At 64.9% G+C, this 16019-nt stretch carries 20 protein-coding genes; 12 read left to right on the forward strand and 8 right to left on the reverse strand.

Annotation, left to right across the window (positions count from 1 at the left end; translation table 11 throughout):
* The first annotated feature begins 294 nt into the window (after nucleotides 1–294).
* From F7O44_RS22210 to F7O44_RS22240, 7 genes are all read left to right on the forward strand, one after another.
* The gene (locus tag F7O44_RS22210; protein ID WP_162452465.1) at nucleotides 295–591 is read left to right on the forward strand and encodes a hypothetical protein; all 297 of its coding nucleotides are present in this window, start codon (nucleotides 295–297) and stop codon (nucleotides 589–591) included.
* The gene (locus F7O44_RS22215) at nucleotides 591–1463 is read left to right on the forward strand and encodes a hypothetical protein (RefSeq protein ID WP_222851594.1); all 873 of its coding nucleotides are present in this window, start codon (nucleotides 591–593) and stop codon (nucleotides 1461–1463) included. The genes F7O44_RS22210 and F7O44_RS22215 overlap by 1 nt, the downstream gene beginning before the upstream one ends.
* 135 nt (nucleotides 1464–1598) lie before the next feature.
* Nucleotides 1599–3407 (forward strand): fumarate reductase/succinate dehydrogenase flavoprotein subunit, encoded by a 1809-nt coding sequence (locus F7O44_RS22220; protein ID WP_162452466.1) that lies wholly within the window; start codon nucleotides 1599–1601, stop codon nucleotides 3405–3407.
* 93 nt (nucleotides 3408–3500) lie between these two features.
* Nucleotides 3501–4262 carry a succinate dehydrogenase/fumarate reductase iron-sulfur subunit gene (locus F7O44_RS22225; protein WP_162452467.1) on the forward strand — a complete coding sequence of 254 codons (762 nt, stop codon included), beginning with the start codon at nucleotides 3501–3503 and terminating at the stop codon, nucleotides 4260–4262.
* 178 nt (nucleotides 4263–4440) lie between these two features.
* Nucleotides 4441–4746 (forward strand): 4a-hydroxytetrahydrobiopterin dehydratase, encoded by a 306-nt coding sequence (locus F7O44_RS22230; protein ID WP_162452468.1) that lies wholly within the window; start codon nucleotides 4441–4443, stop codon nucleotides 4744–4746.
* A gap of 20 nt (nucleotides 4747–4766) precedes the next feature.
* Entirely contained in the window at nucleotides 4767–5393 is a 627-nt protein-coding gene (locus F7O44_RS22235; RefSeq protein WP_162452469.1) for a PadR family transcriptional regulator, read from the forward strand.
* A 4-nt stretch (nucleotides 5394–5397) separates the two neighbouring features.
* The gene (locus tag F7O44_RS22240) at nucleotides 5398–6309 is read left to right on the forward strand and encodes a cation efflux transmembrane domain-containing protein (RefSeq protein WP_162452470.1); all 912 of its coding nucleotides are present in this window, start codon (nucleotides 5398–5400) and stop codon (nucleotides 6307–6309) included.
* A gap of 6 nt (nucleotides 6310–6315) precedes the next feature.
* Here the strand turns inward: F7O44_RS22240 and F7O44_RS22245 are convergent, their stop codons facing one another.
* The 3 genes from F7O44_RS22245 to F7O44_RS22255 all read right to left on the reverse strand — a co-directional run bounded on the left by F7O44_RS22245 (nucleotide 6316) and on the right by F7O44_RS22255 (nucleotide 8285).
* Nucleotides 6316–6924, reverse strand: coding sequence for a class I SAM-dependent methyltransferase (locus F7O44_RS22245; RefSeq protein WP_162452471.1), 609 nt, complete (start codon nucleotides 6922–6924; stop codon nucleotides 6316–6318).
* A 116-nt stretch (nucleotides 6925–7040) separates the two neighbouring features.
* Nucleotides 7041–7829 carry a GNAT family N-acetyltransferase gene (locus F7O44_RS22250; RefSeq protein WP_162452472.1) on the reverse strand — a complete coding sequence of 263 codons (789 nt, stop codon included), beginning with the start codon at nucleotides 7827–7829 and terminating at the stop codon, nucleotides 7041–7043.
* Between the two features lie 60 nt (nucleotides 7830–7889).
* Nucleotides 7890–8285, reverse strand: a complete 396-nt coding sequence (locus F7O44_RS22255) for a cupin domain-containing protein (protein WP_162452473.1) — start codon at nucleotides 8283–8285, stop codon at nucleotides 7890–7892.
* A gap of 52 nt (nucleotides 8286–8337) precedes the next feature.
* On the opposite strand from F7O44_RS22255, the gene F7O44_RS22260 reads away from it, so the two are divergent.
* On the forward strand, nucleotides 8338–9351 hold the full coding sequence (locus F7O44_RS22260) for a GlxA family transcriptional regulator (protein WP_162452474.1): 1014 nt from the start codon (nucleotides 8338–8340) through the stop codon (nucleotides 9349–9351).
* A 115-nt stretch (nucleotides 9352–9466) separates the two neighbouring features.
* A complete protein-coding gene (locus F7O44_RS22265) occupies nucleotides 9467–10111 on the forward strand; it encodes a GNAT family N-acetyltransferase (protein ID WP_162452475.1) in 645 nt (214 codons plus the stop codon).
* A 68-nt stretch (nucleotides 10112–10179) separates the two neighbouring features.
* Here F7O44_RS22265 and F7O44_RS22270 read toward each other — a convergent pair whose 3' ends face one another.
* Genes F7O44_RS22270 through F7O44_RS22280 form a run of 3 tightly spaced genes read right to left on the reverse strand, consistent with a single transcriptional unit; the run spans nucleotide 10180 to nucleotide 11406 of the window.
* Nucleotides 10180–10632: a GNAT family N-acetyltransferase gene (locus tag F7O44_RS22270; protein ID WP_162452476.1), complete on the reverse strand. Its 453-nt coding sequence runs from the start codon at nucleotides 10630–10632 to the stop codon at nucleotides 10180–10182.
* A gap of 43 nt (nucleotides 10633–10675) precedes the next feature.
* Nucleotides 10676–11035 carry a Rid family hydrolase gene (locus F7O44_RS22275; RefSeq protein ID WP_162452477.1) on the reverse strand — a complete coding sequence of 120 codons (360 nt, stop codon included), beginning with the start codon at nucleotides 11033–11035 and terminating at the stop codon, nucleotides 10676–10678.
* A complete protein-coding gene (locus tag F7O44_RS22280; RefSeq protein WP_162452478.1) occupies nucleotides 11032–11406 on the reverse strand; it encodes a Rid family hydrolase in 375 nt (124 codons plus the stop codon). Before F7O44_RS22280 ends, F7O44_RS22275 begins: the two co-directional genes overlap by 4 nt.
* 152 nt (nucleotides 11407–11558) lie before the next feature.
* Between F7O44_RS22280 and F7O44_RS22285 the strand changes: the two genes are divergently transcribed.
* Nucleotides 11559–12071: a DinB family protein gene (locus F7O44_RS22285; protein WP_162452479.1), complete on the forward strand. Its 513-nt coding sequence runs from the start codon at nucleotides 11559–11561 to the stop codon at nucleotides 12069–12071.
* A gap of 9 nt (nucleotides 12072–12080) precedes the next feature.
* Nucleotides 12081–12212, forward strand: a complete 132-nt coding sequence (locus tag F7O44_RS31305) for a hypothetical protein (RefSeq protein ID WP_281353636.1) — start codon at nucleotides 12081–12083, stop codon at nucleotides 12210–12212.
* Between the two features lie 58 nt (nucleotides 12213–12270).
* On the opposite strand, the gene ychF is transcribed toward F7O44_RS31305, so the two are convergent.
* On the reverse strand, nucleotides 12271–13344 hold the full coding sequence (ychF, locus tag F7O44_RS30590) for a redox-regulated ATPase YchF (protein ID WP_162452480.1): 1074 nt from the start codon (nucleotides 13342–13344) through the stop codon (nucleotides 12271–12273).
* Nucleotides 13345–13509: 165 nt separating this feature from the next.
* Here ychF and F7O44_RS22295 point away from each other — a divergent pair, with 165 nt between their 5' ends.
* Nucleotides 13510–14985: a DNA recombination protein RmuC gene (locus F7O44_RS22295; RefSeq protein WP_246221309.1), complete on the forward strand. Its 1476-nt coding sequence runs from the start codon at nucleotides 13510–13512 to the stop codon at nucleotides 14983–14985.
* A 43-nt stretch (nucleotides 14986–15028) separates the two neighbouring features.
* Here the strand turns inward: F7O44_RS22295 and F7O44_RS22300 are convergent, their stop codons facing one another.
* Nucleotides 15029–15988 carry a 4-hydroxy-3-methylbut-2-enyl diphosphate reductase gene (locus F7O44_RS22300; RefSeq protein WP_162452481.1) on the reverse strand — a complete coding sequence of 320 codons (960 nt, stop codon included), beginning with the start codon at nucleotides 15986–15988 and terminating at the stop codon, nucleotides 15029–15031.
* Nucleotides 15989–16019 lie beyond the last annotated feature (31 nt).

Raw genomic sequence — 16019 nt, forward strand, 5'->3', positions numbered from 1 at the left:
AATTACTGCTGACATTTCGAATTTCCGACTCGGTTGAACTATCACCCAGAGCCTGCGGCTGCGGTCGGGCCGCGCGGCACGACGGCGGCCGCCGCGTCACGCCGAGCGTCACTGTGGCATGTCCCACGATTTTCGATCCGAACACCGCAAGCCCTGGATTTCCGCCGCTGCTCCATGCCAAGCTGCGTAGCTGATGAGTGCTTGTTCGCGAATCCCTGCGGGGCTCGTGTGCCCAGCGGGGGTTCAGGGACAAGCACCCCGAGCCAGCGACCGCCGACGTTCGCAGGAGGCTGCATGAGCGCGACCAGCGCATCCGATAGCAGGGACGCGGTTGCCGCTGCCTTGACCACCCTCGAGTCAGCCGTGGCGGGCCTCCGCCGCACATACGGCGACACCTTGGGTGTTCGACGGCTAGCCAGCGACGTATCCCGGATTCGTGACGACCTCGACGAGCTCGGTGATCCTCAGCCCGGCCGCTTGATTCCCCCTGACGGTCCCCTCGAGACCGTTCCGGACACCCCGTACGACCCCCAGATGTGGGTAGGGGCCCAGGACGAAGGTCTCGGCGCACCAGATCGGCACGCACCCTGATGACAACTACCGGAACCGAACAACCCGACCCTCAACACTCCTCCGGCGCAGCGACCACCACGGCCGCGCCCAGCGGTCCTTTGACCGGCGGCGTACACGAGCCCTCGCGGGCTGACATAAGCGCCAAGACGCTGCGCAAAGATCGCTACTGGGTGGCACCTGCCGTCACGGTGATCGGCCTCGTCGCCTGGTTGACCTACGCAACGGTCCGCGTCTTCATGCAGGACTACTACTACGTCGACGAGTTCCACTACCTGACACCGTTCTACTCGCCGTGTACGTCCACCGGATGTATCGAGGAAGCGGCGCATTTCGGTAGGTTCACGCCTAACCACGCGCTGATCCCGTTCGCCATGCTCAGCCTGCCGTTCCTCCTGGTGTTCCGGCTGACCTGTTACTACTACCGCAAGGCGTACTACCGCAGCTTCTGGATGTCCCCGCCGGCCTGCGCCGTGCCTGACGGACACAAGCGATACACCGGCGAGACCCGGTTCCCGCTCATCCTGCAGAACCTGCACCGCTACACGTTCTACATAGCAACGGTCATCGTGCTGATCAACACCTGGGACTTCATCCTCGCCTTCGGCGGCACGGAAGGGTTCGGCGTCGGCCTCGGGAACGTCGTGCTGCTCATCAACGTGATAGCACTCTGGGCGTACACCTTGTCGTGCCACTCGTGCCGGCATGTGACCGGCGGCCGGTTGAAACACTTCTCCAGGAATCCGATCCGGTACCGCTGGTGGACGTTCGTGTCCAAGCTGAATACCCGGCACATGCAGTACGCCTGGATCTCGCTGGGCACCCTCGCGCTCGTCGACTTCTACGTCATGGCGGTCGCAGCCGGCTGGTTCGACGACCTCAGATTCTTCTAGGCGGCGAGCCATGCACAACTCCCCTATCGCCCGGCCGAGCGTCGTCGTTCGCATGCGCTCTACCGTCTTCCCCGTTCCGTACGTTCATCCCTCGGGCTCGCACCTCAGAGGTCTTCGAGAAGGAGCCGACCGCTCATGACCGACCCCAGCAGCATCGAACGCCACAGTTACGACGTATTGGTCGTCGGCGCCGGCGGGGCGGGCCTGCGCGCAGCGATCGCCGCCCACGATGCCGGCGCCAGAGTTGCCATCATCTGCAAGTCGCTGCTCGGCAAGGCCCACACCGTCATGGCCGAAGGTGGTGCCGCGGCCGCGATGGGCAATGTGTACTCCGAAGACAACTGGCGGGTGCACTTCCGTGACACCATGCGTGGCGGGAAGATGCTCAACCACTGGCGAATGGCCCAGTTGCACGCCCAGGAAGCCCCTGACCGTATTCACGAGCTCGAAGACTGGGGCGCGCTGTTCGACCGCACGCCTGACGGCCTGATCTCCCAGCGCGACTTCGGTGGCCACCGCTATGCCCGGCTGGCGCACGTCGGCGACCGCACGGGCCTCGAGCTCATCCGCACGTTGCAGCAGCGCGCCGTAGCCCTGGGCATCGACGTCTACATGGAATGCACCATCACCAAGCTCTTCCAGAGCGGCGGGCGTATCTCCGGTGCGTTCGGCTACTGGCGCGAGAGTGGCCGGTTCATCGCCTTCGAAGCCCCCACCGTCGTACTCGCCACCGGCGGCATCGGCAAGTCCTACAAGGTCACATCCAACTCGTGGGAGTACACCGGCGACGGCCACGCACTGGCGCTGGAGGCGGGCGCGTCGCTGGTCAATATGGAGTTCGTCCAGTTCCACCCCACCGGAATGGTCTGGCCACCGTCGGTCAAGGGCATCCTGGTCACCGAGTCGGTCCGTGGTGACGGCGGGGTCCTGCGCAACAGCGAAGGCCGCCGGTTCATGTTCGACTACATCCCCGAGTTCTTCAAGTCCGAAACGGCGGACAACGAAGACGAGGCCGATCGCTGGTACGAAGACAAGACCAACAATCGCCGCCCGCCGGAACTGCTCCCTCGTGACGAGGTCGCTCGTGCCATCAACGCCGAGGTCAAAGCCGGTCGTGGCTCACCACACGGCGGGGTTTTCCTCGACATCGCTTCGCGGCGCTCCGAAGAGTTCATCAAGCGGCGGCTACCGTCGATGTACCACCAATTCAAAGAGCTGGCGGACGTCGACATCACCGCTGAGCCGATGGAAGTCGGCCCCACCTGTCATTACGTCATGGGTGGCGTCGCCGTCGATGCCGACACCGAGGAATCCATCGTGCCGGGCCTGTACGCCGCCGGTGAGGTTGCCGGCGGTATGCACGGAGCCAACCGGCTGGGCGGCAACTCCCTCTCCGATCTACTCGTTTTCGGACGGCGCGCCGGAACAAGCGCGGCCGAGGCCGCGGCGGCGCTGGCCGGAGAGCGGCCCACCATCCCGGACGACGACATCCGGGCCGCGGCCGAGGCCGCGCTCGCACCGTTCGAGCGCCAGGGCGGAGAGAACGCCTACACCGTGCAGCAAGACCTGCAGGACATCATGCACCGCCTCGTCGGGATCATCCGCAAGGCCGACGAGATGGAACAGGCCCTCGAGGAACTCGACACACTCAACGAGCGTTGTTCGCGGCTGAGCGTGGAGGGTCATCGCCAATACAACCCCGGCTGGCACCTGGCGTTGGACCTCCACAACATGTTGCGGGTGTCCCAGTGCATCGCGATGGCGGCTCTGGAACGCACCGAGAGCCGCGGTGGGCATACCCGCGACGATTTCCCCGCCACCGAAGATTCCTGGGCCACCGTCAACCTGCACTGCGTGCTCGACGACGACGGATCCGTCGCCGTCCGGCACGAGGAACTGCCCAGCATGCCCGACGAGCTGCGCACGCTGTTCGAGGACAAGTGATGTCCGGCCGTGTCCTGCGGGATGCGGGCCGTGGCGTCGGCCAGGCAGACCGCGGCCGGGGCCCCAGATACGTGACCGAGGAGAAATAGACATATGGGCTACGACCTGAACATGAAAGTCTGGCGCGGCGACGAATCCGGCGGCGACCTGGCCGACTACGTCGTTCCCGTCGAGGAAGGCGAAGTTGTCCTGGACGCGCTGCACCGGCTGCAGGCGACCCAGGCCGGCGACCTCGCCGTCCGCTGGAACTGCAAGGCCGGCAAATGTGGCTCGTGTAGCGCCGAGATCAACGGCAAGCCGCGGCTGACCTGCATGACGCGGCTGTCGCTGTTCGAGCCGGACGAGACCATCACCGTCACGCCGCTGCGCACGTTCCCGGTGGTTCGCGACCTCGTCACCGACGTCTCGTACAACTACGAGAAGGCCAAGAAGGTCCCCGCGCTGTCTCCCGAGCCACGCCAGCCCGACGGCACGTACCGGATGCAGCAGGAAGATGTGGAACGGGGTCAGGAGTTCCGCAAGTGCATCGAGTGTTTCCTGTGCCAGTCGGTGTGTCATGTCATTCGCGACCACGAAGACAACAAGGAAGCATTCTCGGGCCCACGGCTCTTCCTGCGCTACGCCGAACTCGAGATGCATCCCCTCGAAACCGGTGACCACCGCGAAGCGGCCAAGGCCGAGGCCGGTGTAGGGCTGTGCAACATCACCAAGTGCTGCACTGAGGTGTGCCCGGAGAGCATCAAGATCACCGACAACGCCATCATTCCGGTCAAGGAACGTGTCGTCGACCGCTCTTACGATCCGCTGGTCTGGCTGGGTTCGAAGATCTTCCGGCGCTCGTCGTCCGACGACTGACGGCGCAAGCCGCGAAACCACTGGTATACCCGGATCGACGCACACCTTCCGAAGTAATCTCTGGAGTCGCTGGTAGGAGCCCGCGGCTGACCTCTAGGCTGTGTCGGATACGCGCGCATCGGCAGCGTTGGTCGCGCGGAGCCCGGAATCACCACCGCCATCGCAAGGGAGCACCTCGATGACTGTGTTCGACGACGACGCACTGCACGCCATGCTGGCGGGCATCCCGCAATGGTCGGGCGATTCGAAGGGCATCAGCCGCACGGTCGAAGCGGCAGACTTTCGTACCGCCATCATGATCGTCGACGACGTCGCTGAGGCGGCCGAGGAAGCCAACCACCATCCGGACATCGACATCCGCTACCGAACGCTCACGTTCCACTTGTCCACCCATTCGGCGGGTGGCGTCACCAGCGCCGACGTCGACCTCGCACGCTCTATCGACGCGATCGTCAACAGCCACGGCGCCACTTCGGACACCTGACGCCGCTTATCCTGACAAGCATGGCGCCACCACCCACCCGGCAACTCGTACTCGCGATCGTCCGGCTTCTCCAGCCGGTTCATGGCTACGACGTGCGTCGGGAGCTGATGTCGTGGGGTGCCGAAGACTGGGCGAACATCGCGCCGGGCTCGATCTACGGCGCGCTCAAAACGCTTGAGCAAGACGGGTTGATCAGCGTGGTCGACACCTCGCGCGACGGCCACCGACCGGCTCGTACAACGTACCGGGTCACCGACGAGGGCGAGAAACAGTACCACTCGATGCTCCGCGATGCTTGGTGGGACGCCAAGCCAGCGCCGCATCCGCTGCTGGCCGCCGTCGCGCAACTGCCGTTCTCCAATCACGATGATGTCCTCGCCGCGCTCAAAGCCCGCCAGCACAGGCTGACCAGCGACATACTGGTCGCGGAGCGGGAAATCGAACGGATCCAGAGCGGTAGCGGAGACCCGCTGCACGACACTCCGTTCCACGTTTCTGCCATGCACCGCCTGAACATCGCACTCGCCAAGGCGGAACTGGCCTGGGCGCAAGACATGGTCCACCGCATCAAGTCCGGCGACCAAGGCGTCTGGTCTTGGGAAGGGCCCGGAAATCCCCCGTCGAGTTCAGCCGGACCAGTACCCTGAGCGGGTGAAGAACTCGCGGACTGTCACCCGCCTGATTCTCTTGTCCATTTGGGTGGCGCTTTTCTGGGCGGCTGCCGCGATTGTCTGGGGTCTCTCCGTGAGTTCCCAGATGATCGTCTTCGATGGCTTGTACTCACTTATCAGTGTGCTGCTGTCCACTCTTTCGCTCCTAGCATTCCGAGTCATCCGCAAGGGACAGAGCAAGCGTTTCCCATTCGGCCGCGACGCTTTGGAACCATTGACGATTATCGTCAAGGCAATAGCGATCGGATCACTCTGTGTCTACGCGCTGATAGTCGCGGTCATGGACCTGCTGGCAGGCGGTCGTGACATTGACACGGGCTGGGCCGTAGCCTACGCCGCCGCGGCAACCACTGGATGTGGCATTGTCGCGTTCTACCTGCACCGCAAACAGCGCGCCGTGCGATCAGACTTGCTCCGCGCCGAGACCACTCAATGGCTGATGGATACAGTGCTGAGCGCCGGTGTGCTCGCCGGCTTCATCCTGGCCGTGATCCTGGAACGGCTCGGTCACGAGGCGGCCGCCAATTACATCGACCCGGCAATGGTGGCATTGGTGTGCCTGCTATTCCTGGTGATGCCGGCCCGGCTGCTGGGTCAGGGATTGCGCGAAGTGCTTCAAATGGCTCCTCCCGCCGATATCGAAGGGCGGTTGCGCAATTGCATCGACGCCATCGAGCAGCGGTATGGATTCGACGACTCATATCTGCGCAGCACGAAAATCGGCGGGCAACTCGTACTCGAGGTCGACTTCGTGGTGGGTGAGGAGACGTCAGCGAGATCGGTGGAATCGCTCGACACAATTCGCCAAGACATCACCGACGATCTCGGGGATCTCGGATACGACCTGTGGCTCTCCGCCTCGTTTACCGGCGATCGCAGGTGGGCTGAATAGCGGCTCTCAAGCCGGGTTGACGTGCCGCAGAACCGTGACGGCGAAATCAGCGTCGGAGTGCCACGCCTTCAGGTCCCACGTGGCGAACCGGTGCTCGATGCGCAGCCCGGCGTCGGCCACATATTGGTCGAAGTCAGCCAGCGCCAGCTCCCGATTGACGTGGAATCCGGCGACCACGAAACCTTCCGCCGTGACAGCCGCTTTGATCCGCCGCAGTACTTCGGTCTCTGTTCCAGGCGCGAGGAACACCATCACGTTCCCGGCGAGCAACACGGCATCGAACTGCTTTGTCTCGCCGATCATGCCAAGGTCCAGCTCGGCCAGATCGGCCACGACGTACGACGGGCCCGGATGGTCCTTCTCCGCTGCCTCGATCAGCTCCGGATCCGCGTCAACCCCGACGACAGTGTGCCCGCGCGCATGCAGATCACCCGAAAGCCGCCCGGTGCCACAGCCGGCGTCGAGGATCCGCGCCTGCCGGGCGACCATGGCGTCGACCAGCCGAGCCTCACCCACAAGATCCTCTCCCTGCGCCGCCATCCGGCGGAAGCGGTCGATATACCACTGCGAGTGGCCCTCTTTGGTGTCGGTCACCCAACGCGTCGGCCGTGTCATGAGACACAACTCTACGATCGGTGACCGACAGCCCGGTTTGCAGGACGTTGGTTTGCGTCCTGCCAGCCGTGCGCTGGGACGCTCGATCCGCAGGACACAACGCGACGTCCTGCTTGTCAGCGCCGCCACATGTAGGGCGTCGTCGTCGACACCTTGACCAACCCGGAACGTTCGAGAATCGGACGTGAATACTCGGTCGAGTCACTATTGATCAGTCTCTTACCGTGCGCGAGTGCCGAGCTTGCCCGCGCGGCGGTCAACGCGCGATAGATTCCACGCCCCCGCCATTCCTCGCGGGTAGCGCCACCCCAAATCCCGGCGAACTCGGTCCCCTTCACCGGTTCGAGCCGCCCGGCGCTGATCACCCGCCCCTCTGCCTCGGCCACCCATAACTCCATACCGTCGCCGAAAGACAGCCGCCGCATGAGCGCTTCCACCATCTGCATGCCCAGATCATCACCAAAGACTTCGTCCTGCATCGCGCACATCGCACGGACATCCGCTCCCTCGACCACCCGGCGCAACGCCACGCCGTCCGGCAACGCCACGTCGGTGGCAAGCGCTTGTGCCTCGCCAATCATGATCGACTCGGTCTCGCCGCGATCGAATCCGTTCTCCAGCAACGCTTCGTGCAATCCCGGCGCGTGGTCGTGGCCACGGGTCTTCCATTCGACTCGGTTGATATCGGCGTCCGCCCGGTAGTGGGCGAGTGCGTCGCCGACGAGCTGCCGGATCGTGCTGGCATCCGCTCCGCCGAGGTCGCGGTAGGTGACGAAGCCGCGTCCACCTGGGAACGTGATCAGTCGCAGCGGACCGTGCCGGATGACCGAGACCGCGCTGGGTGTCTCCGCGTCAGTGCGGAGCTGATCGTCGTATGCCGCGAGGAGGCGGTCAGGGCTTGTCATGCCCGTCATCCTGCTGGTGCGAGACACGACGTGGCAAACGAATTCCGACCCGCAGGACGGTCAGATCATCGGCGTGCCAGTCGTCGAGATGATATGCTCCGGCACATCGCCCGCGTAGTCGCCTGTTGTCAGGGTCCCCGACGGCTCGAACAGCATCATCGTCGCGCCGTTCTCCGACACCGGGCGGTGTTCCGTGCCCTTCGGTACGACGAAGACGTCGTGCCGGCCGAGACGTACGCTGCGCTCGGATCCATCGGCGCCGCGGAGGTAGATGTCGAGCACACCGTCCAGCACGATGAACAGTTCATCGGTATCAGCGTGTGCGTGCCAGACGTACTCGCCCTTGACTTTGGCCAGGCGGACGTCCCAATCGTTGACGTGGGTGAGAATCCGCGGACTCCACAACTCGTCGAACGTTGCCAGTGCGTCGTCGATGTTCAGCGTCGTAGCGGTCATACCAACCATGCTGACGCTTGCGTTCTAGCACCAACAGTGCGATAAACGTCGCATGTCGCAAGAATCCTCTCAAGGCACGCTCCATCGAATCGGAGCACTGGTCGACGAGGGTTCAAACCCGTTCGAGATCGCCTGCATGACGGAGGTGTTCGGCATCCACCGCCCGGAAGCCGGCGGACTGCTGTACGACTTTCAGTTGTGTGCCCGTCAGCAGCGGGTGCCGATGCGCCAGGATTTCTTCACGATGACCGAACTCGCCGGCCTCCGTGTCCTCGACCAGGCGGACACCGTGATCGTGCCGAACCGTCCCGACACCTCCAGCCCGCGGCACCCGGAGGTGCTGGCCGCGATCACCCGGGCCCACGAACGCGGCGCACGCCTGGTTGGCATGTGCAGCGGCGCTTTCACCCTCGCCGAGGCCGGCGTACTCGCCGGACGCCGGGCCACCGTCCACTGGAAATGGGCCGACGAATTCCGCCTCCGGTTTCCCGACGTCGTTCTGGACGAGAACGTGCTGTTCATCGACGACGGCGACATCCTCACCTCCGCGGGCAGTGCCGCCGCGCTCGATCTCGCACTGCACATCGTGCGCACGGACCACGGTACGGACATCGCGACCGCCGTGGCACGCCGACTCGTTTTCGCCGCTCATCGTCCCGGCGGTCAGCGACAGTTCATCGAGCGCCCCATACCTCGCGACACCGGATCGGCACTCTCAGCGGCCCTCGACTGGGCGGAACGGCACGCCACCGAGTCCATCGGCGTCGGAGACATCGCACGACGCGCGGCCATGAGCCCCGCCACCCTGCACCGCCGGTTTCGCGCGGAGATCGGCCGCACCCCGTTGGAATGGTTGTCCGCCCTACGATTGGCGCATGCCCGCAGACTCCTCGAGACCACGGCGCTGTCTGTCGAGCAGATAGCACACGCAAGTGGCCTAGGCACCTCCGCGAATCTGCGGACTCATCTCACCGCCGAGACCGGGCTGTCGCCCACCACCTATCGTCGGCAGTTCCACAGCTCCGGCCGCGCGTCCAACAGCTCCGTACAAGAAGCGCGGGTATAGGCGATCACCTGCTGAAACGGAACTCGGCCAGAGGCTGCGTCCCCGACAACCCGACGTCCGGACAACTATGGAAATGCGTTAGCGCACCGACCCGATTTGTTGCACCATCTCGGGTGTGATCAACGATCTCTGGCCAACATTTCACCTCACCATCACCACCGCGCATCTCCGGTTGCGCCTACCCCGAGAGGCGGAGATCGCTCAGCTCGCGGAACTAGCCGGACGGGGCATCCACCGTCGTTCAGAGCGCCCCTTCCTCACACCATGGACCGACGGCTCCGCAAAGGATCGAGCGGAGATCGTATTGCAAAGTCACTGGAGCGAACTGGCCGAGTGGACGGTCGATGACTGGGCCCTCGGGATGGGAATATTCACCGACACCGGCGAGCCGGTCGGCATGGTCACTCTGCGCGCAAAAGACTTCTCAGTCGTGCGCGAGGTGACCACGTCGTCGTGGCTGGGCCTCCCACACCACGGGCGGGGATTCGGAACCGAGGCTCGCAAGGGCGTCCTCACCTTGGCCTTCGACCACCTCGGCGCCGAAGCGGCACGAAGCGAGGTCTTTCAGGACAACCACGCCTCACAGGCGGTGTCCCGCAAGCTGGGGTACGAACCCGATGGGATCTCGCGCGACGCGAGAGGGTCCGAGGTTTTGACGTCTGACCGGCTGCGCCTGAGCCGTTCTCGGTGGGCCGACGTCCCGTCCGGCGGCATCGTGGTCGACGGTATCGACGCGTGCCGCCACATGTTCAACAGATGACCAGCCGCGACGCGCGTCGATTGCCCGGAGGCTGCCGCCGGCGCATGAGGGCCTGCTTCCATGGTGCTCTAATCAGAGCTCGCCTCTGTTGTGGCACGCTTGACCCAGCGGACCCACTCCTCCTGCGGATGGTAGTCCATCGCCGCCCAGGCGCTGGCCCCGGCAGAGTTCGTAGCCAGGACCATCGCGTCGAACCGGATCGCACCCAGCGAGCGCAGTCGCCGCTCTGCATCCTCGAGAAGCAGTCTGGCGATGCCTCTGCCCCGATGATCGGGAGCCACGGCCAGCCGGTAGAGATGGGCCCTCCATCCGTCCCATCCGGCGATCACCGTCCCCACGATGATCTCGCCGAGTTCCGCGACGATCAGCGCATCGGGATCTCGTGACAGCAATGCTTCGACAACAGGTGCGTTGTCGACAGGCCTCCCGTGGTTCTCCCCCGCTTCGGCCCAAAATGCCAGGAGGACGGGGATGTCTTCCACCCGCGCGGGCCGAATCACGATATCCGCCGGCTGGTTCATGCCGCCATCCTCAGTTGCCGCGCTCGCCACGTGCCCGCACTCCTCAGGGCGCGCCGTAGGCGCGGATCTCGACCAACGAGTCTCGGCGCGACGCCGCAGCCTGCACCACCGAGAGCGCGGGAACATGGTCGGGGTCTATCCAACCGTTCCACACGTCGCGGAACGCCGGGAACTCATCCATGTGAGCCAACCAGACCTGAACCATCAGTAGCTTCGCGCGCGACGAGCCGGCTTCTCGCAGATGGCCGTCGATGATCTCGAGTATCTGGCCGGTTTGCTCGGCCAGCGTGCCCGACTTTTCCGGGGCCGTGAGGCAGACCGACACCATCGAGGCGCAGACCGCGCCGAGGTGGATGTTCGGCGCCGGCGGTCCCGTTACCCGTCCGATCTTCGTGATGCTCACGAATTGCCCCGGCTGGTACGGCACGCGGTGACGACGAACTCGACCAGCAGGTCGGGCCGGTACAACTCACCGGACACACAGGTGCGAGCCGGCGGATTGTCGGGATCGGCCCACTCATTCCAGGCTGCGTTCATGGCACCGAAGTAGCGCATGTCTTTCAACCACACGTGGATCATCAGGACCGACGCCTGGTTCTCGCCCAACTCGCCCAGCAGCGTATCGAGTCGCGCCAACGCCGAGCGGGTCTGCTCCTTGACGTCGCCGTCGGTGGAATCGGGGTGGATACCGGAGAAGAAGATCAGCTCATCGGTAGCCACGACCTGAGCCTTGCGGGCACCATCCAGGCTCTGGATATGTCGTCTCTCGATCACCGCCGTACAGTATCCGGCCCGCGAAGCGCGGACAAAGACCGCCCCAGCGACGAGCGGTCAAGCAGCCACGACGGTACTGTGCATCGGTCGGCTTCGTCACACCAGGCACAGTGCGGCGCCGGGCGGCACCATCGAGGCCTAACATCTGTCTCATGAAGGTCTACCTGGCAGACGAGCGGGCACTCCTCGAAGGGCTCCTCGACGCACAGCGGGCGGAGATCGCGAAGCTTCTCGACAACATCGACGATGCCGAGGCCCAACTGCGTCTGGTTCCGTCGCTGACCACGCCGCTCGGGCTGGTCAAGCACGCGACATTCGTCGAAAAGGTGTGGTTCCACTCCCGAGTCGCGGGAGTCTCCCGTGGGCAGCTGGGCCTGCCGGACGCCATCGACGACAGCTTCACCATCGAGCCGGAGGACACCATCGAAGGGGTCCGGCAGGCATTCCTCGACGCATGTGACCACTCACGCGCCGTCGCCGCGGCTCATGACCTGGACGAGCAGTTCCCCTGGCATCAAGGTCCGGTGAACTTGCGTTTCATATACGGGCACATGATCGCCGAACTGGCCCGGCATGCCGGTCACGGTGACATCCTGACCGAGCAAATCCGGGCACGACGGGCGGCATCACTCACCAACTCCGGCACTTCGACGACAAAGGAATAGAGCTCGGCCATGGCAAGCGGCTCCCTCGCGTGCGACGAGGACGTCGGCGTAATGGTCGACAGCCTTGTCGTCAAAGCCGAGCACCGCCTCGGTCTCCCGGTACGGCTGCAGAGCGGCGTCGATCCTCGTGCTCAACACTGACCGACGTCGACCATCCGGGAGACGGCGCACCCCGGCCAGCAGTTGAACCGGAACGCGACTACACGTTGAACCGGAACTCCACGACGTCGCCGTCGCGCATCACGTAGTCCTTGCCCTCCATCCGGACCAGGCCCTTCGCCTTGGCCTCGGCCATGGAGCCCGCCTCCACCAGATCGTCGAACGACACGATCTCGGCTTTGATGAATCCGCGCTGGAAGTCCGTGTGAATGACGCCGGCCGCTTCCGGCGCGGTGGCACCCTTCGGAATGGTCCAGGCCCGTGCCTCTTTCGGGCCGGCCGTGAGATACGTCTGCAAACCCAGGGTGTCGAAGCCGACCCGGGCCAGCATGTCCAGACCGGACTCTTCCTGTCCGATGGACTGCAACAGCTCCAGGGAGTCCGCTTCGTCCAGCTCGGCGAGCTCCGCCTCGATCTTGGCGTCGAGGAAGATCGCTTCGGCCGGAGTCACCAGCTGCTGCATCTCGGTCCTGAGCTGTTCGTTGGACAGCTCTTCGTCGTCCATGTTGAACGCGTAGAGGAATGGCTTGGCGGTCAGCAGGTGCAGCTCGCGCAACGGCTCGAGGTCCAGTTCAGCGGCGAAGACCGTACGCCCCTCTTCCAGGACCGCCTTGGCCTCCTCGACCGCGGCGACGGCGGCCTGTTTGTCCTTGGCCATCCTGGCCTCCCGGGCCAGCCGTGGCAGTGCCTTCTCGATCGTCTGCAGATCAGCCAGGATCAGCTCGGTCTCGATGATCTCGATGTCGGACTTCGGGGAGATCCGGCCGTCGACGTGCACCACGTCAGGGTCGTTGAACACCCGGATGACCTGGCAGATCGCGTCCGCCTCACGGATGTTGGCCAGGAACTGGTTGCCGAGGCCCTGCCCTTCGGATGCGCCCTTGACGATGCCGGCGATATCGACGAAGTCGACGGTGGCCGGCAGCTGCCGAGCCGAGCCGAAGATCTTCGCCAATGTCTCGATACGAGGGTCCGGGACGCCTACGACACCGACGTTGGGCTCGATCGTGGCGAACGGGTAGTTGGCTGCCAGGATGTCGTTCTTGGTCAGCGCGTTGAACAGGGTGGACTTGCCGACATTGGGCAGCCCGACGATGCCGATGGTGAGACTCACGGTGCTCAAGCGTACGTGGGGTTGAGCGGCGCGGGTAATCGGGAGACCACCTGAGGCCCCACGGCGGCTACCGGAGGTGGGAGTGTCGCGGATTATCCGACACCAGACAGCCGTTCCCGCCGCGTCTTCACAACATTGTCCCCGCCGTCCGGCAAAGTAAGAGACATGGATGGAGCCGCCTTTCTCGTCGCATTCCTCGCCCTGCTCATCGGAGCAGCGCTGGGGGCGCTCGTGGTGCGGGCCCGCGTGGCCGGCAGCACAGCCACGGTGACCGCTGAGCGCGATGCCGCCCGAGACGAGCGGGATTCCGTACGCGCGGACCGAGACGCCCTCATGGCCAAGTACGACGAAACCACGCGCCAGCTTCAGACCGCGCAGGCAGAGCAGGCCAGACTGGAAACCCAGCTCGCGCACGCCAAGTCCGACGCCGAGCAGAAGCTGCAGCTGCTCCGTCAGGAGCGGGAACGGCTCGGCCCGGAGTTCGAGCGCCTCGCCACCGCCGCGCTCCGGCAGAACCGGGACGAGTTCCTTCAGCTGGCCAATGACCGGCTCAAGGGTTCCGAAGAACGGGCGAAGGGTGAGCTTGACCAACGCCGCACCGCTGTTGAGGCGTTGGTCAAGCCGCTGAATGAGCAGCTCGAAAAGGTCAGCAATCATGTGAGCACGCTCGAGCAGGCACGCACCAACGCCTATGCCGAGCTACGCACCCAACTGGAAGCCATGGGCAAGAGCTCGGAGCAGCTTCGCACCGAGACCCAGCAACTGGTCACCGCATTGCGCGCGCCGCAGGTCCGGGGCCGCTGGGGTGAGCTTCAGCTGCGCCGCGTGGTCGAGGCCGCGGGCATGCTCGAACACGTCGACTTCACCGAGCAAGCCACCGCTGACACCGCCGACGGCCAGCTCCGTCCCGACATGCTGGTCAACCTCGCCGGCGGAAAACACGTGGTCGTCGACGCCAAGGTGTCCTTCAACGGATTCCTCGAAGCCCAGGAGGCGCGGGACGAAGCCACTCGGAACGCCCGGCTCGCGGCCCACGCGCGCCACCTCAAGAGCCACATCGACAGCCTGGCCGGCAAGCAGTACTGGGAGCAGTTCTCCCCCACGCCGGAGTTCGTCGTCATGTTCGTGCCGTCCGAGGTGTTCCTCAACGCCGCGATGGAACAGGACCCGACGTTGTACGAGTACGCGTTCGAGTGCAACGTCGTGCTAGCCACCCCGGCCACCTTGGTCGCGCTGCTACGCACGGTCGGCTACACGTGGCGGCAGGACGCGCTGGCCAAGAACGCCCAGCAGGTGCTCACGCTCGGCCGTGAGCTGCATTCGCGCCTGGCCACCATGGGCGGGCACGTCAGCAAGCTCGGCCGCCAGCTCGACAGCGCGGTCAGCGCCTACAACAGCACAGTCAGCTCGCTGGAGAGCCGGGTCCTGGTCACCGCACGGAAGATGGCCGATCTGAAGGTGGTCGACGACGATCTCGACTCGGTCGCGCAGGTGGAGAAGGCAGCGCGACAAGTCCAGGCGCCTGAGCTGGTGGCCGCCGCCGACGACGCACTCGTGGCCCTGGACGAGATCGACCGCCGCTACGGGATCGATGCCGGCGCCGAAGAGTCACCGTCCTCACGAGACGGCACCGCCGGTTGAGACCTGACGATCAGATCCCACGTCACCGCCACCGGCGTGCCCGTCACGAGTCGGTGTTCTTCAACTCCTTGCGCAGCTCGCGGGGGAGCGAGAAGATCAAGGACTCTTCGGTGGTGCGGTGCTCCTCCACGTTGGGGAAGCCCCGCTCAGCCAGCCAGTCGATCACGCCGGACACCAGTTCCTCCGGCACGGAAGCACCACTGGTGAGTCCAACAGTGCTGACGCCCTCGAGCCACGTCGCGTCGATCTCCGAGGCGTTGTCGACCCGGTAGGCGGCGTCGGCACCGGCCTCGAGGGCAACCTCGACCAACCGTACCGAGTTGGACGAGTTGGCCGAACCCACCACCAGGACGAGTTCGGACTCCGCGGCCACTTCCTTGATGGCGACCTGCCGGTTCTGGGTGGCGTAGCAGATGTCGTCACTGGGTGGGCTCATCAAATCCGGGAACCGGTCGCGCAATTTGTTGACGGTCTCGTAGGTCTCGTCGACCGACAAGGTGGTCTGTGACAACCACACCACCCGCGAGGGATCCCTCACCTCGACGTTGGCGACATCGTCCGGACTCTGGACCAGCTGAATGTGCTCCGGGGCCTCTCCGGCGGTGCCCTCGACCTCCTCATGGCCCTCGTGGCCGATCAGCACGATGTCGAGGTCTTCGCGCGCGAAGCGGCGCGCCTCGTTGTGCACCTTGGTGACCAGCGGGCAGGTGGCATCGATGGTCCGCAGCCCTCGCTCGGCGGCTTCGTCGTGCACCATGGGCGAGACCCCGTGGGCGGAGAACACCACCAGCGCGCCCTCGGGAACCTCGTCTAGTTCCTCTACGAAGATGGCCCCGCGCTTCTCCAGCGTCTGAACCACGTGCAAGTTGTGCACAATCTGCTTGCGGACGTAGATGGGCGGCCCGTAACGGTCAAGGGCCTTCTCGACCGTGACCACCGCGCGGTCTACCCCCGCGCAGTAACCTCGGGGAGCGGCCAACAGCACACGTCCTTCAGCAGTCATACGTTACATCGTAGGTGCGATACCCACGCGG

Origin of the sequence: Phytoactinopolyspora mesophila, from assembly GCF_010122465.1 — a bacterium.
GTDB lineage: Bacteria > Actinomycetota > Actinomycetes > Jiangellales > Jiangellaceae > Phytoactinopolyspora > Phytoactinopolyspora mesophila.